Annotated in this window: 24 protein-coding genes and 1 pseudogene; 18 read left to right on the top strand and 7 right to left on the bottom strand. The window is 65.8% G+C overall.

Going from position 1 to position 20,616, the window contains the following annotated elements; genetic code table 11:
* Window positions 1–9: 9 nt before the first annotated feature.
* Both GU5_RS0112430 and GU5_RS15585 read right to left on the bottom strand, forming a co-directional pair.
* Window positions 10–1,323 (bottom strand): EsaB/YukD family protein, encoded by a 1,314-nt coding sequence (locus GU5_RS0112430; protein ID WP_010525898.1) that lies wholly within the window; start codon window positions 1,321–1,323, stop codon window positions 10–12.
* Window positions 1,320–1,571, bottom strand: coding sequence for a hypothetical protein (locus tag GU5_RS15585; RefSeq protein WP_010525897.1), 252 nt, complete (start codon window positions 1,569–1,571; stop codon window positions 1,320–1,322). The genes GU5_RS0112430 and GU5_RS15585 overlap by 4 nt, the downstream gene beginning before the upstream one ends.
* 214 nt (window positions 1,572–1,785) lie before the next feature.
* Between GU5_RS15585 and GU5_RS0112420 the strand changes: the two genes are divergently transcribed.
* From GU5_RS0112420 to GU5_RS0112375, 10 genes are all read left to right on the top strand, one after another.
* Window positions 1,786–2,121 carry a hypothetical protein gene (locus GU5_RS0112420; protein WP_010525896.1) on the top strand — a complete coding sequence of 112 codons (336 nt, stop codon included), beginning with the start codon at window positions 1,786–1,788 and terminating at the stop codon, window positions 2,119–2,121.
* Between the two features lie 74 nt (window positions 2,122–2,195).
* On the top strand, window positions 2,196–2,495 hold the full coding sequence (locus GU5_RS0112415; RefSeq protein ID WP_010525895.1) for a pore-forming ESAT-6 family protein: 300 nt from the start codon (window positions 2,196–2,198) through the stop codon (window positions 2,493–2,495).
* A 79-nt stretch (window positions 2,496–2,574) separates the two neighbouring features.
* Window positions 2,575–2,922, top strand: coding sequence for a hypothetical protein (locus GU5_RS0112410; protein ID WP_010525894.1), 348 nt, complete (start codon window positions 2,575–2,577; stop codon window positions 2,920–2,922).
* A 29-nt stretch (window positions 2,923–2,951) separates the two neighbouring features.
* Window positions 2,952–5,315 (top strand): alpha/beta hydrolase, encoded by a 2,364-nt coding sequence (locus GU5_RS0112405; protein WP_139084448.1) that lies wholly within the window; start codon window positions 2,952–2,954, stop codon window positions 5,313–5,315.
* Between the two features lie 179 nt (window positions 5,316–5,494).
* Window positions 5,495–6,061: a hypothetical protein gene (locus tag GU5_RS0112400; protein ID WP_010525892.1), complete on the top strand. Its 567-nt coding sequence runs from the start codon at window positions 5,495–5,497 to the stop codon at window positions 6,059–6,061.
* 152 nt (window positions 6,062–6,213) lie between these two features.
* A complete protein-coding gene (locus GU5_RS0112395; protein WP_010525891.1) occupies window positions 6,214–6,684 on the top strand; it encodes a hypothetical protein in 471 nt (156 codons plus the stop codon).
* Between the two features lie 348 nt (window positions 6,685–7,032).
* Window positions 7,033–7,338: a hypothetical protein gene (locus tag GU5_RS0112390; RefSeq protein ID WP_139084447.1), complete on the top strand. Its 306-nt coding sequence runs from the start codon at window positions 7,033–7,035 to the stop codon at window positions 7,336–7,338.
* A 49-nt stretch (window positions 7,339–7,387) separates the two neighbouring features.
* Window positions 7,388–8,416, top strand: coding sequence for an IS481 family transposase (locus GU5_RS0112385; RefSeq protein WP_029514267.1), 1,029 nt, complete (start codon window positions 7,388–7,390; stop codon window positions 8,414–8,416).
* 101 nt (window positions 8,417–8,517) lie between these two features.
* The gene (locus GU5_RS0112380) at window positions 8,518–9,585 is read left to right on the top strand and encodes a DNA adenine methylase (RefSeq protein ID WP_237704732.1); all 1,068 of its coding nucleotides are present in this window, start codon (window positions 8,518–8,520) and stop codon (window positions 9,583–9,585) included.
* Window positions 9,586–10,425: a hypothetical protein gene (locus GU5_RS0112375; protein WP_010525887.1), complete on the top strand. Its 840-nt coding sequence runs from the start codon at window positions 9,586–9,588 to the stop codon at window positions 10,423–10,425. It begins immediately after the preceding gene.
* Between the two features lie 132 nt (window positions 10,426–10,557).
* Here GU5_RS0112375 and GU5_RS0112370 read toward each other — a convergent pair whose 3' ends face one another.
* From GU5_RS0112370 to GU5_RS0112350, 5 genes are all read right to left on the bottom strand, one after another.
* Window positions 10,558–11,658: a DUF3644 domain-containing protein gene (locus GU5_RS0112370; RefSeq protein ID WP_083830551.1), complete on the bottom strand. Its 1,101-nt coding sequence runs from the start codon at window positions 11,656–11,658 to the stop codon at window positions 10,558–10,560.
* A 166-nt stretch (window positions 11,659–11,824) separates the two neighbouring features.
* Complete coding sequence (locus tag GU5_RS0112365) at window positions 11,825–12,178, bottom strand: hypothetical protein (RefSeq protein ID WP_010525885.1); 354 nt, start codon at window positions 12,176–12,178, stop codon at window positions 11,825–11,827.
* A complete protein-coding gene (locus tag GU5_RS0112360; RefSeq protein ID WP_010525884.1) occupies window positions 12,175–12,756 on the bottom strand; it encodes a recombinase family protein in 582 nt (193 codons plus the stop codon). Before GU5_RS0112360 ends, GU5_RS0112365 begins: the two co-directional genes overlap by 4 nt.
* Before the next feature lie 17 nt (window positions 12,757–12,773).
* On the bottom strand, window positions 12,774–13,184 hold the full coding sequence (locus GU5_RS0112355) for a hypothetical protein (RefSeq protein ID WP_139084446.1): 411 nt from the start codon (window positions 13,182–13,184) through the stop codon (window positions 12,774–12,776).
* A 230-nt stretch (window positions 13,185–13,414) separates the two neighbouring features.
* Window positions 13,415–13,768, bottom strand: coding sequence for a hypothetical protein (locus GU5_RS0112350; protein WP_010525882.1), 354 nt, complete (start codon window positions 13,766–13,768; stop codon window positions 13,415–13,417).
* A 44-nt stretch (window positions 13,769–13,812) separates the two neighbouring features.
* Here GU5_RS0112350 and GU5_RS16505 point away from each other — a divergent pair.
* The 8 genes and pseudogenes from GU5_RS16505 to ftsE form a co-directional block, all read left to right on the top strand.
* Window positions 13,813–14,118, top strand: a pseudogene (locus tag GU5_RS16505) (CpaF family protein); the annotation flags it as partial.
* Complete coding sequence (locus GU5_RS0112340) at window positions 14,115–14,972, top strand: type II secretion system F family protein (protein WP_010525880.1); 858 nt, start codon at window positions 14,115–14,117, stop codon at window positions 14,970–14,972. The pseudogene GU5_RS16505 and the gene GU5_RS0112340, both read left to right, overlap by 4 nt.
* Entirely contained in the window at window positions 14,969–15,910 is a 942-nt protein-coding gene (locus GU5_RS0112335; RefSeq protein WP_010525879.1) for a type II secretion system F family protein, read from the top strand. The genes GU5_RS0112340 and GU5_RS0112335 overlap by 4 nt, the downstream gene beginning before the upstream one ends.
* Window positions 15,911–16,409: 499 nt before the next feature.
* Complete coding sequence (locus GU5_RS17725) at window positions 16,410–16,685, top strand: TadE/TadG family type IV pilus assembly protein (RefSeq protein WP_237704731.1); 276 nt, start codon at window positions 16,410–16,412, stop codon at window positions 16,683–16,685.
* Window positions 16,686–16,839: 154 nt separating this feature from the next.
* The gene (locus GU5_RS15570; protein ID WP_010525876.1) at window positions 16,840–17,376 is read left to right on the top strand and encodes a hypothetical protein; all 537 of its coding nucleotides are present in this window, start codon (window positions 16,840–16,842) and stop codon (window positions 17,374–17,376) included.
* Window positions 17,373–17,834, top strand: a complete 462-nt coding sequence (locus GU5_RS15565; RefSeq protein ID WP_010525875.1) for a pilus assembly protein TadG-related protein — start codon at window positions 17,373–17,375, stop codon at window positions 17,832–17,834. The genes GU5_RS15570 and GU5_RS15565 overlap by 4 nt, the downstream gene beginning before the upstream one ends.
* Before the next feature lie 119 nt (window positions 17,835–17,953).
* On the top strand, window positions 17,954–19,072 hold the full coding sequence (gene prfB, locus GU5_RS0112310; protein ID WP_010525874.1) for a peptide chain release factor 2: 1,119 nt from the start codon (window positions 17,954–17,956) through the stop codon (window positions 19,070–19,072).
* Window positions 19,073–19,207: 135 nt separating this feature from the next.
* On the top strand, window positions 19,208–20,616 hold a 1,409-nt coding region (gene ftsE, locus GU5_RS17115; RefSeq protein ID WP_010525873.1), incomplete at its 3' end, for a cell division ATP-binding protein FtsE.

The raw sequence follows: 20,616 nt of genomic DNA, 5'->3' as shown, positions 1-20,616 counted from the left end.
CGATGAGTCCTAGAAGGTGTCGATCAGTCGGGAGTAGAGGCCGAAGAGTCCGATGAGCAGCGGAAGCAACGCCAGAGTGGCAAGGCCCTCCAGGCGTCTGGCGATGATGCGCAGACGCGCATGGTGGTGCGCGCTCACAGTGCGCAGCCGCAGCACGACCGGCACCAGAGTGAGGACGATCGGCAGCAGGATCAGGAGCCAAGGGGGCAGATGCATCGCGGTGGCCTGCACGATGAAGATCGTGCTGGCCGCAGCTGAGGTGATCAGTGCGGCGCGCTCGAGGGCCATCGGCATGGTGCGTGCTCTTAGCGCGGTCAGCGCGGTGAGCAGGATGGCCAACGGCAGCGTCCACGCGTGAACGCCATCGGAGACGAGACCGTGGACGGCCAGGGACAGCGACATCGCGCACAGCAGCACTGCGGCAGTTAGGCTGGTATGGGCGCTGATGAAAGCCGAGTGTGCCGCCGGCACTGACGGCCTGTCCCCATGGGCGATGCCGTCGTCGAGCCGGTTCATACCCGAGGCGGTCAGGGCTGTGCGCGGGCTGAGGCCCAGCAGCACGGCCGAGCCGACGCCGGCCACTGCCACGACCTCCTGTTCGCGCTGGAACACCTGGCCAGAGCCCCACCAGAGCAGCGTCAGCACGGCTGCAGTGACCAGGGTGGCCAGCACGCTCAACCAGAGACGGCGAGAGGCCGACCACGCTGACAGCGCGGCCAGCAGCCATATCGGGACCGTCCACTCCGCTCCGGGGAACACCGGCGGTCCCCAATAGACGGCCAGTCCCAGCGCGGCACCGCTGAGAACGAGCAGCTCGACATCCCAGACGAGGACCCGCCGGGGGAGCAGGGCCAATGCGACGAGCGCGGCCCCCGAGAGCGTCAGGCTCCAACCCGACCGGTCCGGCACCTCGAAGATCGAAGTCGCCATGCTCAGTGTCAGCAGACTGAAGAGGACGAACACCGAGGTGCTGATCAGCCGGGTCAGGTCGAGGGACAGAGAGGAGGTCTGCGGGGAGCTGAGCTGCTCGGTCTCTTCGGCGAGATCGAAGACGACCGGGCGAGGCACGGCTTCATCGCGGCGATCGAGGGAGAGGACGGAGCCGTTGCCGACACCGGCGTCTTCCAGAGTCTGGTGCGGACGCAGCGTCGCGGATCCCAGCGGCGTCAACGTCAAGGCCTGCGGTGTTCGGCCATGCGCGGCTGAACCGCAGATCTGCAGAATCTCCGGCATGAGTTCTGCCACCTGACGATCGGTCGGCAACAGCATCTCCCCGTTGCGATGCTCGCCGGTGACCGTCACACGGACATACGTGGTGCTCATGGAATCATCACCATGCTGAGAGGCCCCTGGAGACTGCGGTCGGACTGCTCCATCAGATCGACGATGAACGAGTAGCCGACACAGCCGGCACAGATGATCGTTGCCAGGATGGCGCTGATCAGCAGGAACTTCAGTCCATCGTCGAAGCTTCTGCGGGTGCGCTCCGAGCCGAAGAGCAGAGCGTTCGTCAGACGGGTCCGTCTCACGGCGACGGACTCGAGGATCTGATGGTCGTAGTCGATGGTCAATGAGCCCCCTCTGCCCTTAACTGCAGAACCGACAGAGAGGCTACATGCTCACCCCTGAGACTCTGCAGCCATGACCTAGTCCTGTCTCAGAGGTCGAACGTACTTTATTCATGGCCGGGGAGCCGATATCGTCTGATATTCGAGCCTCCGTATGCGCTGAATCCGGCCAGTCGGGGGATCTGGAACGGCTGACACAGGCTATTGGGAGGGAAGCATGAAGTTCGACATGGGTGCGTCGACGCTCTCGACGCTGAACCAGCAGACGTCGGGATCGAACGACGAGCTGGGCTCGCTGGTGCGCCAGCTGGTGGACGCCGCCGCTCCGCTGCAGGGGAAGTTCAACGGTGCGGGGCGACAGGCCTTCGACTCGTTCAAGGCCCGCGCCGATGAGATCGCCAACGACCTGAACCAGTCGCTGTCGATGATCGCCACCGGCCAGTCCGAGATGAACACGGCTACGCAGACCGGCGACCAGGAATCGGCGGACAACGCGAACCGCAGCCAGGGCGCGGCCAACTTCGACGCCGCTCGATTCTCCTCGAGCCGCTGAGACGACGGCATCGTCTCGTCCAATCAATCTTCGACCCAGTTTTGTGCAACGTGAGGGGCTGAGCAGCAATGTCAATGGACCGGATCTCGTTCGACACGGGCATCTCGTCGCAGGTGCAGTCTGACGTGGAGTCGATCGCCTCGCGGTTGGAGTCTCTGATCTCCGAGCGTGACCAGCAGGTGGCCACTGCACTGTCGGACTTTCAGATGGACGGCGCGGACGCCGAGTACCAGCAGGTGGAGACGCGGTGGAACAACGCCTCGCATGAGGTGAAGGCCATCATCCAGCTGATCCGGCAGACCCTGTCCGAGAACGACCAGACGGCGACTTCGACGCAGGCACGGACGCGTTCTGCCATCGCCAACATCGGCTGATAGGCGGTTTGTCGATGGACCGGCGACCTGTGCCATGGGGCCAGGTCGCTGCTGAAAGCCGAAGGAGGAGCTGGATTCGGTGAGCGTGATGTACGACATCATCCCCTCAGCGGTTCAGGGGACGCTGAGCCAGGTGGAAGCATCCGCCGATTCGGCGCAGACTCGCGGTAGTCGAGTCTCGACCCAGGGCCAGGAGGTCGCTGGTCTGTGTGGGACGGCCACGGCCGTCGCCGATGCGTTCGCGCGCCTGTGGGCACAGCGGTCCCAGACCGGGGTGCGCAGCGGCAACTACGCCTCGGGCTGTGCGGCCGCAGTGGCACAGGCCTGCGCGGCGATCTCCGAGGGGGATGAGCAGATGCAGTCGACCGCATCGATGGCCGGCGCTCGAGCGAGCTCGGCGGTGCCGTTCGGCAGACAGGGGCAGTGACCGTGTTCTACGCAGGTGAGGTCACCGGCATGACAGTGCTGGTGCCGGTGGAGATCTCCGGGCAGTGGACCCAGCTGGGGGAAACCGTCGATTCTCTGGCCTTCGACGCTTCGGCGACGGCCTCAGACATGGAGGCGGCCTCCTCTTCCTGGACCGGGCTGGTGTCCTCCTACGAGGAGCCCGCCACCCAGGAGGTCGTGCGTGCGGCGTTCGACCAGGTGCCCGAGGTCACGCGCGCTTGGTCCGATGTGGTGGCCAAGGCCGCTGATGCCCTGCAGGGTTTCGCCACGGAGGCCGCCTCGCTGGAGTCGCGGGCCTCGGATCTGCATGCTGAGGCGGCGCGGCTGCAGGCCTGGTTGTGGGTCTCGGGACTGGTCTCCGGTCTCGCCGGGGACCTGACTGCTGAGGATGAGCTGCTGCAGCGTCAGATCGTGCGGCATAACGATGATGTGCTGGCGCTGAACTCGCGGTGGGAGCAGCTGGTGCAGGAGACCGCCGAGACGTTGGAGTCGATCGCCGGCGGCGGAGGCCTGGAGGAGGACGTCCCGGAGGTCACCGCCGAGGGCGGGGTGTACTCGGTGACTGCTGCAGGATCTTCCGGCAGCGGCGGCGGTTCTGGGGATGGTGCGTTCTCGGCCGCGTTGATCCAAATGGTCCGCAGCGGTGCCGAATCGGAGGACGCGGTCGAGGAGGCGACTGAGCTGTACGAGAAGGTCACAAGTGATGACGTCACCGGAGATGATGTCAAGGCCTTCTACGAGCAGCTCGAGAACCTGGACGCCGACCAGATCGAAGAGTTCGCCGAGGAGAACCCCAAGATCAATCAGTATTCGATGCCGTTGCCCGCCAACCAGGAGCAGCTCGACTCCTGGCCGACCGGTGAAGACGGTGCCGACTGGTGGAAGAGCATGGGGGAGAACGGGACCCAGAACGCCATGCTGGCTCACTTGCCGCTGCTGACGGGCAACACCGAAGGCGTCAGCTATGACGCGCGTAATAGGGCAAACCTTAACGCGTTGGAACGGTTGCAAGCTTCTGATGACCTTGCCCAGAACCAGCGCGACCGCCTTGACGCGATTGCAAACTCTCTGGATGACAGCGATGGCAACGATGAAAGCGACGACGGCGGTGACGAAAGTGGCCGCATGCTGTTGTCGCTGAACATGGGGCAGGACCCGACTACCCCCGGTCCTGCGATAGATCCTCCCCCTGCGGATCCATTGGCGGCTGTCTCCGTGGGGAACCCCGATACGGCGGACACCACTAGTTTCGACGTCTCCGGCATGAATAGCGGAACCCACAACATGCCGAGCGAAGTGAACAACGCGCAGAGGCTCCATGACAGTCTGCCTGGAAACTCCTCGCAAGACTATGCGGTTGTCACCTGGATCGGGTATGAATCACCAGGCCTGAGCGACGTATCGTTCGATGGCAAGGCCGATGATGGCTCTTGGGCGTTGGCCTATGCGTTGGATGGCTACCGGCAGACAATGGATGCTCAACGACCAGAAGATGAGACTACAGTCAATGTCAATGCTCATTCATACGGAACCACCACCGCGGCCTATGCGTTGACTCGGACCAGCCATGATGTCGACACTTTCACGATGTACGGCTCTGCCGGAATCTCCGAAGATGCTGCTAAGCATGCCTCTGACCTGAACGTCGCACGTACCGATGAGGGTCGCCCTGCAGTCTATGCGACCGATGCCAAGCTCGATGGGATCGCTGACATCGGGCGGTTTACTTCGGGGCGGGCTGACCCTACAAGTGCTGAGTTCGGTGCATATACATTCTCTTCGGACGCAACTGGAAATCCACCTGGTAATCCGGTGAACGATCATTACCAGCACATCGGGTCCGACGGTGAGTATGGCTACCGTGACGACAACAGCCAGGCTCTTGAATCCTTGTGGCGAATCAACGCTGGGCGTGGGGATGAGGTCGATGAAGTAACTGATACCACCGTTGATTATTATGAGAACCTCTTTGATCAACACGTGGAGAAGGACTACGTCCAGGAGCCAGGAAGCACGTACTCGGTTGACATCGACTACGAGGTGACCGTCGGTGGAGAGACTCAGCGCGTCGAGACTCGGTACGAGGCGATGGAGCTCGTGAACGACCATGAGGCTGAGCGGGACTTCAACCGGGCCAACCAAGACGATGCGAAGACCGAAGCTTTTGACCAGTATTTGGAGTCTCTGTACGACGAACTGGTCACCCCTCGCACGGTCGACGATGACGGTGGTGATTTCTCACTCGTTCCACAGACGGAGCTGGAAGTCGAGCTGGGCGATGAGAGTCATCGCGTGCAGACGCGTGATGAGGCGCTCGAACTGATCAAGGAGTACTACAACGAGCACGGACTGCCCGCCTCTGGAGGGTCCTGATGCACGAGGTTGGAGCACATATGCATTCTCAACAGGAGCATCCCGGGCGGCTGCATGGCCGGCGTAGCGTGGTGGCGGTCGCGTTGGTGGTGGGGGCTGTGATGTTGGCCGGCTGTGGCGGGTCCCCCGGCAGCTCTGAGAGTGACCACGCCGGTCAAGGTCAAGGCAATGAGGAGACGATGGCTGCAGAGAGTGAGTCAAGTGAGGACGGCGACGGAGCCTCTGGCGGTGTGATCGATGTCGAGGGCGGTTATACCCAGGACGAGCAGCTGGCCGAGCTGGAGACGGTGGTCGAGGTGATGCGTGAGCATTTCGGCAAGGGCGTAGCGACCATTGATGGGGAGCCCTGGAGTGCGGAACTCTATAGTTCGGAAGTTGCTCCGCGTCCCGAAGGGGATGGGGTGTACCGCCACCGGGTCAGTTTCGACGTCGCCCCTGAGGATCTGAACGAGGCCTATGGGACTGCTGAGGAGATCGCCGAACAGCTGGGATTGACTGAGAATCGGGGGAACAGTCATGGCATCACCGAATACGGCGAGATCTTCTACGGCGCGGGCGAGGCCGAAGACCGTACTTTCACCATGGCTGGTGGGTCAGCTGAGAACTTCCGGGCCGTCTACCAGACTCGGCACTCAGACGATCCGAGTCTGCAGGAGGCCTACGACAGGATCGTTGAGAAGAACCGGAAGAAGCGCGAGGAGAAGTTCGGCCCGGATAATCCCCGCCAGATGGAAGATGAGCTGTAGTTCACCGAAATTCCCGGCGAGAGCGACTCGTCTCGATATCGCTCTGTGCAGATGCTTGGCCAGGGCGGCGAGACCGTTGAGCCCATTGGGAGACGGTTGCATGACTCGTCTGATGGCGTGCGGAAGATGGCGGTCGAGGAGGGGAAGATCAAGTGTCTTCGGTGTCTGACGCGGTAAAGGCGTCGCGTCCGGTTGGTCTCGTCGTGGGCATGTTCTCAGCTTTCATGGCTCAGTTCATCGTCCATCTGGGACTGGCCGGGGAGACGGATCGTGCAGGACCGCCGCTCGTGTTCGGCTTCGGGGCACTTGTCTTGCTCGTCGTCGCTTCCATAGTGGTGTCCATCTCTGCTCAGGGGGCAGGTTCGGCATCAGAGTCGCGGTGGAAGATGGTGACTCTGGTGGGGTGGGCTGTGTCCGGATTCGTACTGGTCCTGCTCATCTCGACAGTGATCTATGCCGTCTCGATCACCAGTGGCCAATATGTCGGTTTCGTCGTCTTCGCTATGGGAATCAGTAGCGCGGGGATCGGTGCGGCGATCCTGGCTGTGCTGCTCCTTGTTCTCCGGCAGTTCAACAGCCGCAAGGATCGGGGCGAAGAGTCTCGCTATGGTGAGGAGGGGTGACGGTCGTCTTCGGCGCATTGTTGTGTGAAGCACGAGGACGTGCCGACGCCCAGACTGAGTGCGGCGGCTTGAGCGCGGCCAGCCGCGGCGTGCTGACGCCGTCAGGCTGGTCGGCGACGATCGGATCGAGCTCTTCGGCGGTGTTCACCGACCCCCAGGCTCGCCCCGCGTCCGGTAGAGGGTAGTCCTCCCAGCGCAGTGGGTCTCTGATAATGGCGTTTATCAGTGCATGCGAGCAGGTGCCCCTCGCATGACGCGCAGCCGCCGCGATCGGCCCGGAGGCGACGCCGATCTCAGGCATAGACTGTCGGCTGACACCGGGGATGTCGGAGAGGGAAGGTGCACCGGGTGGGGAACCAGAACGAACATCGAGGTCAGGGCGCGCGCCGAGTCGCGATGCACAGAGCTGTGACGGCGGTGCTGTCCCTGGCCCTGACGCTGAGCACCGTCACCGCCTGTGCGGACCAAGCTGAGGGGCCCGACGATGTCTCGGTGACGACCGAGCGCGGAGAAGAGCTCGTGGTCGACTGGGATGAAGGCCTGACGTACGAACAGCAGGTCGAGGAGATCAAACTAGTTGTTGCGGGGCCTGACGTTGTTTACGGCACCGACGGGATGAGCGAAGAAGAGGAGCAGGCCCTCTGCGCTGCATGATGGGTAATCGCGAAAGAACCGTCATGAGCGAAAGCGAGCCTGCTCCTCGATGTCCCACGATAACGCGCCACTGACTCCAGAAGGACGACTCCGCCTCATCGGCCGCATCCAGAACGGACGATCGCTGGCCCACGTCGCTGCTGAAGCCGGAGTCTCGAGAGCCTGTCTGTCGAAATGGCACCAGCGCTACCAGCACCACGGCGAAGACGGCCTCCACGATCGCTCATCACGGCCGCAGGCATCGCCGGACACCACTCCGGACTGGGTGGTGGAGCTGATCGAGACCTGGCGCCGGGAGTATAAGTGGGCGGCCTCCCGCATCGCCGTCGAGCTTCAGAGCGAGCACGGCTTCGGCATCCACCCGCGCACTGTGGGCCGCTGGTTCAAGCGCCTGGGGATCAACAGGCGCCGCCACCTCGATCCGGGTGGCGAGTCGGCCCGGCGGCCCGGCACGATCACCGCCACCGCCCCTGGGGCGATGGTGCACCTGGATGTGAAGAAGGCCGGCCGGATCCCCGACGGCGGCGGCTGGTTCGCCCACGGCCGCGACTCCGAGGCCGCTCGAGCCGCCGATCGGGAGAAGAGCGCCGCGAAGAAGCAGGGCCACAACATCGGCGGCTACACCTACCTGTATTCGGCAGTCGATGGATACACCCGTATCGCCTACACCGAGGTGATGCCGGACGAGAAGGCCGCCACTGCGGTGGAGTTCGTGAACAAGGCCAGAGCGTTCTTCGCCGCTGAGGGGATCACCCGGCTGGGCAGGGTGGTCACCGATAACGGGGTGAACTTCGCCGCCGGAGACTTCACCCAGGCGGTGAACAACCTCGGTGGGGTCCATCAGCGGATCAGGCCCTACACGCCGCGGCATAACGGCAAGGTCGAGCGATATCAGCGGATCCTGGCCGATGAATGCCTCTACGCGAGGACCTATGACTCCGAGCGGGCCAGGGAAGAAGCGATGAAGGTCTGGGTTCAGCACTACAATCATCACCGACCCCACTCAGCTGCAGGTGGTCAAGCTCCTGCGAGTCTCGTCCCGGGGCGCGTCACCAACGTCCTGCCCTCCTACACCTAGCCTCCCGTGGGATCAAGGTCTTCACCAGACCCGGGGCGCTTCACTTCTCGTCGACCCGGACCGAGACGCCCCATGACAGAGCAAGCAGTTAGGATGCCTGCATGACCCTGAGTGTTGGAACGCCCCCGACATCGCCCGGTGCGCTGGCGCGCGCACGAGGCTTTCCGCGCATCCGGTACATGGGGTCGAAGTACCGTCTACTTCCACACCTTGAACAGGTGTTCGACGACCTCGGCGGCACGACGGCAGTTGATGCCTTCTCCGGGTCCGGTGTCGTTTCCTACCTCCTGAAGGCACAGGGGTTCCAGGTCACGACCAACGATTTCCTCAACTTCCCCACAGTGATCGCCCGCGCGTCGGTTGCGAACTCGGTGGAGATGCTCGATCCCGAAACGATCGACCAGATTTGCGGGCCGCCGGCAGACGATCGTGATTTCATCCAATCGACTTTCGACGGCCTCTATTTCACACACGAAGACCGCCAGTTCCTCGACTCGGCCTGGTCTCACATCGACCGACTCAGCGGCTACAAGCAGGACCTGGCCATTGCGGCTCTCGTGCTGTCTGCTGCCCGCAAGCAGCCTCGCGGAGTGTTCACCTTCACAGACTCCACGCGCTATGCGGACGGACGACGCGATCTCCAGCTGCCCCTGCGCGAGCACTTCCGCGAACGGGCCGCGGCGTACAACTCGACGGTGTTCGACAACGGTCTGCAGAACACAGCTCGACGCGGCGACGTCTTCGATGTGCCGGACACCTCGCCGGACATCGTCTATCTGGACCCGCCGTATGCACCGCCGCGTGATGACAACGACTACATCAAGCGCTACCACTTCCTCGAAGGTCTCAGCGTCTACTGGCGCGGCGTGACGATCATGGAGGACACCAAGACCAAGAAACTGGAGAAGCGCTTCACTCCGTTCGCCTACAAGAAGACTATCGAGGATGCTCTGGTGCGAACGTTCGAGCACTTCAAGGATGCTGACTCCATCGTCTTGTCGTACTCATCGAACGCCATACCCGATGCTCCACGGATCCTCGACCTTCTGCGCACCGTCAAGTCATCGGTCGACATCAGATCGATCGAGCACAAGTACCACTTCGGCACACACTCTGCAGCGACTCGGCGGGAAGCCAGTGAACATCTCTTCATCGGACGGAATGCATAATTGAGCACGCCGACGACGTTTGACGAATACCTGTCCACGCTCGGACGCCTGACAGGGCATGTCGACCCGACGGCGTCCACTCCTGAGGCTGAAGCGATCAAAGAGGCGACACATGAGCTTGAGAACCTCAACTCGATCGACGTCGCCTCCTTGACTACGTGGATCGAAGGCAATCCGCAGGGAGTTCCAGTTCTCGGCCTGGTGGTAGGTCTCGGCCGGGAGAAGCTCAAGAATGCGCTCAAAGACCGGTTCAACACCAGCGGCTGGGTGACACTGGCACGGGTGCAACCACGCGATCTCATCATCTGGCTCGACACCGACTATGACCTGGTACGGTTGCTGACCGTCCAGCAGCAGCGCGCGTACGAATTGGGTGATGTCCTGGTTGCGCGTGCTGGTACGCGTGTGACAGCAACGCAAGCTGGCAAGTCCGGCCGTAGAGTCGAAGATGACATCGAAGCCATCGCCGCCGATCTTCGCATCTCGTATAAGGCCAGGACGCGCTTCGTCGGTAGAAACGGCCGCACCGCGCCATGCGATCTCGTCATTCCGGACGGTGAGGGCGCAGAGATCGTGGTGGCGGCCAAGGGGTTCGACTCGACAGGTAGCAAACTCACCGACGCTGTACGCGAGATCGAAGAGATGGCAGAGGTGCGCCTGCCCCGGCAGTTCGTGATCGCAGTCATTGACGGCATCGGCTGGAAATCACGTCAGTCCGACCTGCGCAAGATTCATGCTCTCTGGACGTCGCAGCAGATCGACGGGATGTACACGCTGACGACTTTGGACCAATTCCGAGACGACGTGGAGCACGCCGCCCGATTGCGCGGATTCCTCTGAACGGAAATTGGAGATTGTCGACATCATGGTCGGCATGCCGCGTCACGTTGGCAGGACGAAGCTCTGGACGGTTCAGTACATGATGTGCGCAGCCGCGCAATCCGTCACTGACGGGCCACGACAGGTCTGTATTCAGACCGTCGTGTCAACGTTGGCGTCGTCGTCATCGGACGACTTGGACCGTGGGACCATCCCCGTGATGTCCTCGAAGCCCTTCTCCGTCCCACATTTCTTGATTAGATGGCCTACGTAGGCTTTCGTATACCGGTAGGTCTTGGTGGGCTCATCGTACTCGCAGAAGTCGGAGTTGGTGCGATCAGGGTTCGGGTCTCCGCTCGGCGGGCGGACATTCTTCCGCTTCCAGGCAGCAGTGAAGTGGCGCACGTTGAAGACGAACGGGATACCCGCCTCAACCTCGGCCGCGGCGGCCGTCGGCATGAGTCGTCCCAACCCGGAGACCGGTCGCTTCTGTTCACGCACGATCACCTGGCCGCGGCGGCCCATCTCCTCAGCGAACTCTCGTTCTTCCTCGGTCATGTCCTCATATCGCGTGAACTGCATCGCGACAGCTTCGGGGTCCTTTGGTGCCAGTTCGACCATCGCGCGTAGGCGGAACTCGTAGCGTGAGTCGTGGATTACTGAGTCGTCCAACCCGGACTCGTAGTCGGTCACGAATCCACGCAGGTCGGCTGGCAGCGTCCTCCGAAAGGTGCGGAGTGCCTGCTCGCCCTGAGGCGTGAACGTACCGACGAAGATTGGTAGCCGCAGACGCAGCGCGAGGGACCGCTGATTGCCGAACTGCTCAGTTAGCTCAGACTCGTAGTTCACGAGCAGGGCGTGCGCATGGCCGGCTAGATTCAGCATCAGCGCCTCGTCCGCATGCGCATGGCGATGCTCCAGGCGATTCCTGAGCTTGATGAAGAGCGACAGGTTCGCGCGAATTGGATCGGAGTCCGCTGGCCAGCGCTGCTTCATCGAGCGCTCAAGCTCCCATCGCTTCGGCTCGCCGTCGACTCTCATCAGGCGGTTCTTATAGTCCGGGTTCCAGTACCGGAAGTCCACATCGTCGCGGACGAACTCCGCGTGGAGCAGGTATAGCCACGCTAGGTGCATGTGGAGGATGAAGCCTTCGAAGGCTCGCGACTCCGCCGAGTCGTTGTAGAGGCGCACAGCGAGGCATGCCTCGTCAATGCTCGCGTCGAGCGTCGCCTGCCATCGCGGGGGTCTTGCCATATCGCGAGCCTACTGGTCCGATCATCGCTGGCCGGGACGCGACGCCCCGCGCCCTACAAACATCAGGTAGATGAGACGCCCGCGTCACCGGGCGGCGACGCGGGCATCTGGGTCTCAACAACTGGGTCTCAGAAGTGCTGGTCTCATCTGGGACTTGGTGAGACAGTCAGTCCCCCGACCACGTGGTGCGGAAGTCCTGCCACCAGACTTCCATCGCCTTCCAGAGGCCGCTGTCCGGCTCGACCGAGACCGACTCGGCCTCCCGGCCATGCCTCAGCCGGAAGATCACGACAGAGTCGATCTCTCCTTCCAGTCCGAGAGAGGCGGTGACCCTCATCCAGGGCTCCGTCTCCATCGAGACCTCGGGATCCTCCACCAGATCGACGTCGAACGTGCGAGCGTGACTGAACTCGACCGGCTCGATGAGGACCTTCCCGGCAAAGTCCTGAGCATCGGCCGATGCGTGGAGCCGGTTGATCCGGTCGATCTCGGCATTGAGTTCGTCGGTGTGCTGAGTCATGAGACGTCCTTTCCTCGGTTTCGGTAATAGGTGGACTTCGACCATCCGACCGTCTTCGCCGCCTCGACGACGGAGAGGCCCTCGGTCTCGACAAGATGGTCGACGGTGCGCAGGTTCCGCTGGACCTTCACCGGGTCGGCCGGAGGCCGGCCGAAGCGCACGCCGCGGGCCCGGGCGGAGTCGACCCCGGCCTGGACCCGCTCCTGGATGAGCTCACGCTCGTACTCGGCGAAGGTGGCCATCAGGTTCAGCATCAGCCGGCCCTCGCGAGTCGAGGGGGCGATGCCGTCGGAGAGCGAGCGGACGGCGACGCCGCGTTCGAGCAGGTCGTCGACGGTGGTGATGACGTCGATCATCGAGCGGCCGAGTCGGTCCAGCCGCCAGATCACCAGCTCATCGCCGCTCCGCAGCCTCGCCTGGAGCTCGGCCCATCCCGGACGGCTCGAGGTCTGCTTGGAGCCGGAGACCTGGTCGGCGTAGATCGCGGTCTCGGCCACGCCGGCGTCGGCCAGCGCCCGGCGCTGCAGGTCGTCAGTCTGCTTGTCCCTGGTCGAGGTGCGGGTGTATCCGAAGAGCATGCAGGTCTTCTCCTTCCTCAGGGCAGGATGAACTCGGCGACGTCCCCGCACATCTCGCCGAACTCGGCGACGGCGGCCTCGTGGTCCGCAGTCGCCGGCTCGTCGTCAGCGAGTCCGTAGCGGATGCCGCTGTCGTCGAGCATGATGTTGTAGAGGTAGCCGCCGTTGCCGCCTCCGCCCCGCATCGCGTCGCCGGAGATCTTCTCGGCCCCGTACCGGTGCTCATCGTCCTCGTACCGCTCGGAGTCGAGGCTCCACCGGCTCTCACGGACTGTCGCCCCGGCGCAGTTGAACTCGGCGTACTCCAGCTCGACGCCGTGAAGGCTGTCCTCGTCGGCCTCACCGTCATGGATCGTCCAGCGCTCGATGTAGGGACTGAAACCTTGCTGCGCGCTGATCAGGACCCTGGTGGACTCATCATCCGGCACCAGCTCGACACCCGGGCCCTCGCCCGTGTGGCCGGACGATCCGCCTGCGCCGGAGCTCTGGTCTCCGCCGTCCGAGTGGTCGGCCTCCGCCTCCTGCTCGGACGGAGCCGAGCTGTGCGGCGACGCGGCGGTCGATGGGTCCGCCAGAGGCGTGTCGTCGATCGCGATGCAGCCGGTTATCGTCAGCCCGGCCGCCACCAGGCCTGCGGCAGGAAGTGTCCTCGACGTCCTCATCTCTGCGCACCGCCCTTCGTCGCCTGCATCCTGCGGATGGCTGCCAGGATCTTGTCCTGGGCGACGACGGCGGCCCCGGCCAGCAGGCCCACCCCGATGGCCATCCACATGCTGTTCATCAGGTCCAGGCCGAAGCCTACGACCCCGCGCATCAGCAGGAACCCGGCGGTGTAGATCGCTGCGAAGATGACCAGGCGCAGCACCGAGCTGTTCGCGATGGCCTGCTGGATCTCGTCGTAGATACGGCGGATCGTCGACTTGGTGAACTCGAGATCGTCCTCGCCCCGGGTCTCGGGCAGCTTCAGGATCCCCGAGCGGAAGCACAAGCTGACCAGGGTCAGCACGAACATGCTGATCCCGGTGGCGGTGATCTCCGCGTACGGGCCCAGGACGCGCTGAACAAAAGATCTGCACCCTGCCGCTGCTGGCCGGGGAGAACATCAGCCGCCAGTTCATCGTCCCGACGGTGGCCTCCTGCATCGACCTGGTCGTCCACTGCACCCGGGAGGAGGACGGCAGCCGCCATGTGCAGGAGATCATGAGCATCGGCGGTCGTGTCGAGGGCGAGACCATCGAGACCTCGACGGTCTTCAGCTACCAGGACGGCGAGCTCCGTCCGACCGCCTCGGCGGTCTTCGACCACCCCAAGCTCACCTCCGAGGCCCGGGCGCGTCTGCCGCGACTGGGAGCGGAGCGATGAGTCTGCTGCTCGGGCTCGCCCTCGGCGCGGGGCTGCTGCTCATCTGGTGGTCCTGCTGGCCGCGGCGGCGCCCGGAGGCGGCGCGGCGTCAGCGTCTCGGCCGTCTCGACCAGCTGCTGGCCGAGGCCGGTCACCAGCGGGTGGGCGTCTCCGGAGCGGTGACCGCCATGGTCAGCTCCGCGGTGATCGTATTCCTGATCGTCCTGGTCATCACCCGAGCCGTGCCGGTGGCGCTGTGCTTCGCGCTCTTCGCCTCCGCCGTGCCGATCGTGGTGCTGCGCTGGCAGGCACGCAAGCGCCAGGCGGTGCTGCGTGAGATCTGGCCCGACGCCGTCGACCACCTGCGCTCGGCGGTGCGGGCGGGCATGTCCCTGCCCGAGGCGCTGATCCAGCTGAGCACCTCGGGGCCGGTTCCGCTGCGCGAGCCTTTCGCCGAGTTCGCCCGCGACTATCGCTCCGGACAGAACCTGGGCACCGCCCTGGTCGGGTTGAAGGATCGGCTGGCCGATCCGGTCGGCGACCGCATCGTCATCGCGCTGACCATCACCCGCGAGGTGGGCGGCTCCGATCTCGGACGTCTGCTGAGCACGCTCGGCGAGTTCCTCCGCGAGGACGCGCGGACCCGCAGCGAGCTCGAGGCGCGGCAGTCGTGGACGGTCAACGCCGCCAAGCTCGCCGTCGCCGCTCCGTGGATCGTGGTGCTGCTGCTCTCCACCCAGGCAGAGGCCGCCGACGCGTATCGCGGTCTGGAGGGTATGGCGGTCCTGGCCGGCGGCCTGGTGGTCTCGGTGGTCTGCTATCAGCTGATGCTGCGCATCGGCGCGCTGCCGAAGGAAGGGAGGGTGCTGCTGTGAGCCCCGCGACCGCCTGGGCCGTGGTCGCCGGCGCCGGCCTCGGGCTGGGCCTGCTGATCGTGCTGCTCCGCATGCCTGCGGCGAACCAGCCGAGCTTCGCCGATCGGGTGGCGCCCTATCTGCGTTCCACGGGCGCCGACACCCAGCTCTTCGCCCGGCATTCCGCGCCGGTGGTGCCCTTCGGCGCGGCCGGTCGACTCTTCGCCCCGCTGCTGCACGCGCTGGTCGGCCGGCTGGACCGCTTCAGCATGGACACTGATCAGCTGCGCCGCCGCCTGGATCAGGCCGATTCCTCGGTCACCCCGGCGGAGTACCGGCTGCAGCAGGTCGCCATGGCCACCGCCGGCGCCCTCCTCGGAGCAACGGTGAACCTGCTGGCCTTCGTCTCCGGCACGTTCAACGCCTTCCTGGCGGTGCTCAGCGTGCTGGTCCTGGGCGTGCTGGGCTTCGCCCTGCGTGACAACATGCTCTCCGGGCAGATCAAGCGGCGGCGCTCGCGGATGCTCACCGAGTTCCCCACTGTCGCGGAGATGATGGCGCTGGCCGTCAGCGCCGGTGAGTCGGCGCCCGGGGCCTTCGAACGGATCTCCCGGGTGACCCGCGGTGAGCTGCATGTCGAGCTCACCAAGGTGCTGCACGACGTCCAGTCCGGGCTCGGCTTCTCGCAGGCTCTGAAGGCCATGGCGACCCGCGTGGAGTCGGCCCCGATCTCGCGCTTCCTGGAGGGCGTGATCGTCGCGATGGAGCGCGGCACTCCGTTGGCCGACGTGATGCACGCCCAGGCCCAGGACGTTCGGGACCTGTCCAAGCGCGAGCTGATGGAGACCGCCGGGAAGAAGGAGATCTCCATGATGGTGCCGCTGGTCTTCGGCGTGCTGCCGCTGACGGTGGTCTTCGCCGTCTATCCGGGCTTCGAGCTGCTGTCCATCGCCGTGTAGCGAGCGAGACAGTCGAGATCCGGCGGACGCGCGAGTCCGTCGGTGACAAACGTACAACTGAATACCGGGCCTCGGAGGACCGCCGGTCGGTCGTGAGCCGAGGCCGGACCATGGCTGCGGAGGACCGAGCGCGAGCGGGTCTTCCGGGGATCGAGAGAACCGCACAAACGAGGGGCTCCTCCGGGAGCCCTGTGGATCACCGAGCACGACTCGGAACGAGATGAGGATCCCGCCGTGGGCGCACCGCGTCCGCAGGCGGGATCGGGAAGGAACACTGATGACGAACGAAACCCGCGGCGTCACGCCGCACGACGAGCTGCCCGAGACGCCGGCGGGGGAGGACCCTGCCCGAGGTTCTGCACCACGAGGAGCGCGGCGACGTGCCCGGCTGGGTCATGATCACTCTGATGTCGGCGGTGCTGGTGGCTGCCCTGCTCGCCGTCGCCAGGCCGGTCCTGACCGGCCTCTTCGAGGACGCGATCAGCAAGGTTCAGTGAACGTGGCTCCGTGGCCCCCGCCCTCGCGGCGTCTATGTTCCGTCGAGCCGGACGGATTCCGGCGGCCGGCCGCGTCGTCGGTCGATGAGGAGCGCGGTGCGGCCACGGCCGAGTTCACCATGGTCGCGGCTCTGCTGGCGTTGCTCTTCGTGCTCACGCTGCAGCTGGCTGTCCTGGTGCATGTGCGCAACACGCTGATCGACGCCGCCTCCACGGGCGCGCGCTTCGGCGCGCTGGACGACCGCTCGGCCGAGGACGGCGTCGCACGCACCGAGTAGCTGATCTCCGGTGCGATCGGCGTCGACCATGCAGAGCATGTCGAGCACCGGTGGCGGTCGATCGATGCCGGCCGCGAGCTGACGATCGTCGTCGAGGCGGACGTCCCGCTGTTCGGCATGGGGCCGGGCGTCGGCCATCTGGAGGTGAGCGGCAGTGCCGTCGAGTTCGAGTGACGACGGGTCGATCCGCCTCGACCGCCCCGACCGCCCCGGAGCTGCGACCTGGGCGACCCCGCAGCGCCTGCGGAGACGTCTGGCCGCACGGCTGCGCGGCGTCCACGATGAGTCGGGCTCGTCGATCATCGAGTTCATCATGCTCGCCGTGCTGCTGATGATCCCCGTCGTCTACTTCCTCATCGGCGTCTCGACGGTCCAGGCGGCCACCTACGCCGGCGTCGGGGCGGCGGACCAGGCGGCGAAGATCTACGCCTCCGGCGGTGAGACCTCCTCGGGAGAGCGTGCCCGCCGTGCAGAGGTCGCGGCTCGGTCGGTGCTGCAGGGCTATGGGATCGAAGCGTCGCGGGCGTCGGTGTCGCGCAGCTGCCCGACCGGCGGCTGCGACGCCGCCGGTGATGTCGTCACCTATGACGTGGAGATCCGGGTGCCGGTGCCGCTGTTCTCCCGTCTCGGCAGCTGGGAGGCGACGCTGGCCTCGGTGTCGAGCACCTCGGCGCAGGTGCAGGAGGGATGAGCGTGATGCGGCGGAGCCCGGAACGCGGACGGCCGACCGCGCGGCTGCACCGCGAAGAGTCGGGGCAGATGTCGGTGCTGGTGCTGGGCATGCTGGTCATCCTGCTGGTGATGGTCAGCGTCGTCGTCGGCGCCACCGCGGTGCATCTGGAGTCGCGGCGTCTCCTGAGCGCCGCCGACGGTGCGGCCTCGGCGGCCTCCAACGGCGCCGAGATGGCGGGCCGGCAGAGCATGAGCTCCGCGGAGGTCGGCGCCCGGGCGCGCGAGTTCCTGGAGACTTCAGGAGCCTACGGGCGTTTCGACGGCCTGCAGGTCCGGCGGGTCTGGACCAGCGACGGGGGCGCCTCGGCGCACGTGGAACTGAGCAGCACCGCCGACATGCCGCTGGTCAGCATGGTCGTGCCCGACGCCGTCACGGTCACCGTGGACTCCCACTCCCGCGTCACCACCGAGCGTTGAGCCGGCGCGCCCGCGGTCGCTCGAGGCTCCGACGCCGGAGTCTCGCCCGGCCTGCGGCGGCCGCCCGGCGGTCCACCGATGGGCCAACCCTGCTCCGGACCCGGTAGTGTAGGAGAGCTATGGCAGAGACTGATTTCCCCACCGAGCTTCAGCAGCTGCGCGGCACGCTGCGCCGCATCACTGAAGTGACCGACGTCGACCGGCTGCGCGCCGACGTCGCCGAGCTCTCCGAGCAGGCGGCGGCCCCGGATCTCTGGAACGACCAGGAGCACGCGCAGAAGGTCACCTCCCAGCTCAGCCACAAGCAGGCCGAGCTGAACCGGCTGACGAAGCTGGAGTCGCGCATCGACGACGTCGAGACGATGGTGGAGATGGGCCAGGAGGAGGGCGACGCGGCGACCCTCCAGGAGGCCCGCGACGAGATCAGCGCGATCTCCAAGGATCTCGAGTCCCTGGAGATCGTCACGCTGCTCTCCGGCGAATACGACGAGCGTGACGCGGTGGTCACCATCCGCGCCGGCGCCGGCGGCATCGACGCCGCGGACTTCGCCGAGATGCTGCTGCGGATGTACACCCGCTGGGCCGACCATCGGAACTGGGACGTCAAGATCCTGGACACCTCCTACGCGGAGGAGGCCGGTCTGAAGTCGGCCACCTTCGAGGTCAAGGCGCCCTACGCCTTCGGGACGATGTCGGTCGAGGCCGGCACCCACCGGCTGGTGCGCATCAGCCCCTTCGACAACCAGGGGCGTCGGCAGACCTCCTTCGCCGCCGTCGAGGTCATCCCGCTGATCGAGGGCACCGACCACGTCGAGATCGACGAGAACGAGCTGAAGATCGACGTCTACCGGTCCTCGGGTCCGGGCGGTCAGTCGGTGAACACCACCGATTCGGCAGTGCGCATCACCCATCTGCCCACCGGCACCGTGGTCGCGATGCAGAACGAGAAGTCGCAGATCCAGAACCGCGCGGCGGCGATGCGCGTGCTGCAGTCCCGCCTGCTGCTGCTCAAGCAGCAGGAGGAGGCCGCCGAGAAGAAGGAGCTGGCCGGCGACATCAAGGCCTCCTGGGGCGACCAGATCCGCTCCTACGTGCTGCATCCGTACCAGATGGTCAAGGACCTGCGGACCGGGCACGAGGTCGGCAACACCAGCGCGATCTTCGACGGCGACCTCGACGGTTTCATCGACGCCGGCATTCGCTGGCGCGTCCAGGGCGAGGCAGCCGAGAAGAACTGATCCGAGCCGTCGCCCGGCGCGCCGGGCAGGCTCGCCCGTCGGACGCCGCGGCGGGATTAGAGTTTCAGCGTGCCGGTCTGTCGTCCCCGACCCGTGTCCCGCAGGGCCGGCCGACTGCGGGACAGCTGGTGAGAGATGATCCGCTTCGAACACGTCACCCGGCGCTATGAGCCCGCCGGGCGCCCGGCGCTCGACGACGTCTCCGTGGAGTTCCTGCGCGGGGAGTTCGTCTTCCTGATCGGCGCCTCCGGCTCGGGCAAGTCCACGCTCCTGCGCATGATCGTGCGCGAAGGGCTGCCCCAGCAGGGCAAGATCACCGTCGCCGGCCAGAACCTCGGGCTGATGCTCGAGCACCGCGTGCCCGCCTATCGGCGCAGCGTCGGCATGGTCTTCCAGGACTTCCGTCTGCTGCCGGACAAGACCGTCTACGACAACGTGGCTTTCGCGATGCGCGTCACCGGAGCGCCCCGCGCACGGATCCGCCAGCGGGTGCCGGAGGTGCTGGAGAAGGTCGGCCTGTCCGAGCTGTCCCGTCGGCTGCCCCATGAGATCTCCGGCGGCGAGCAGCAGCGCGCCGCCATCGCCCGGGCGATGGTCAACGAGCCGGCGGTGCTGCTGGCCGACGAGCCGACCGGCAACCTCGATCCGCACGCCTCCGACGAGGTCGTGCGCGTGCTGCGCCGGATCCACACCGCCGGCACCACCGTCATCATGGCCACCCACGACCGCGCGATCGTCGATCGCGCGGGACGTCGCGTGGTCCAGCTGCACGAGGGGCGGCTCATCCGCGACGAACAGCGCGGCACCTACGACCCGCGCCCCGGGACCGAGGCCTGGCAGCTCCTGCGCGATGTCGAGACCACCGGCACGCTGCGCCCCATCGACCCGCGGGCCTCCGCGCCGGAGACGTCCTCCGCCGCAGAGGCCGACGCTGCGGATGCCACGGGGAGCGACGGGGGAGCATCGGCGAGCTCTCCGGCCGCGACGTCGGCGGCCGCACTGGCCCATCCCGGCGGCAAGCCTGTGGACGCGCCGCTGCGCCCGCAGTCGCTCGCGACGACGACGGCCTCCGGTCCGGCGGACGCTCCGGCCGCCGCGGAGAAGCCCGCCGACGCGGTGGAGGTCAGCTGGCCGGCGCATCTGCGCACGCACGCCGCGGCCGAGGACGTGCCCGAGCCCGCCGGCGACTTCACCGGCTCCGAGCTGCCCGACCTGGACCGTGACGGCTTCGTCGAGCTCGACTCCCGGGCGCGCCCGGCGACCGGGCCCGCCGCGGGGGAGTCCGGCGCCGACGCACCGTCCCCGGAGGCCGCGGATCAGCCGTTCCTCGGTCGGTCGACGAGGCATCTGCCGCCCGAGCCGACGTCGGTGCCCAAGCTCAGCGACGTCGGCTGGCTGGCCGCCTCCGGGCCGCCGCTGCCGTTCCGCTCGACCTCGACGGCCGGTTCCGCCTCCTCGGCGGCCTCGCCTCGCACGGGGGACGCTGAGCAGGCCGAGGACGTCGAGGACGCCGAGGGCGATGCCCCGGAGGCTCCCTCGGGCGA

Source organism: Nesterenkonia sp. F, assembly GCF_000220985.1.
In the GTDB taxonomy this organism is placed as follows: domain Bacteria; phylum Actinomycetota; class Actinomycetes; order Actinomycetales; family Micrococcaceae; genus Nesterenkonia.
Note: the sequence above shows the minus strand (reverse complement) of the source record. Positions and strands in the feature narration are given on the sequence as shown.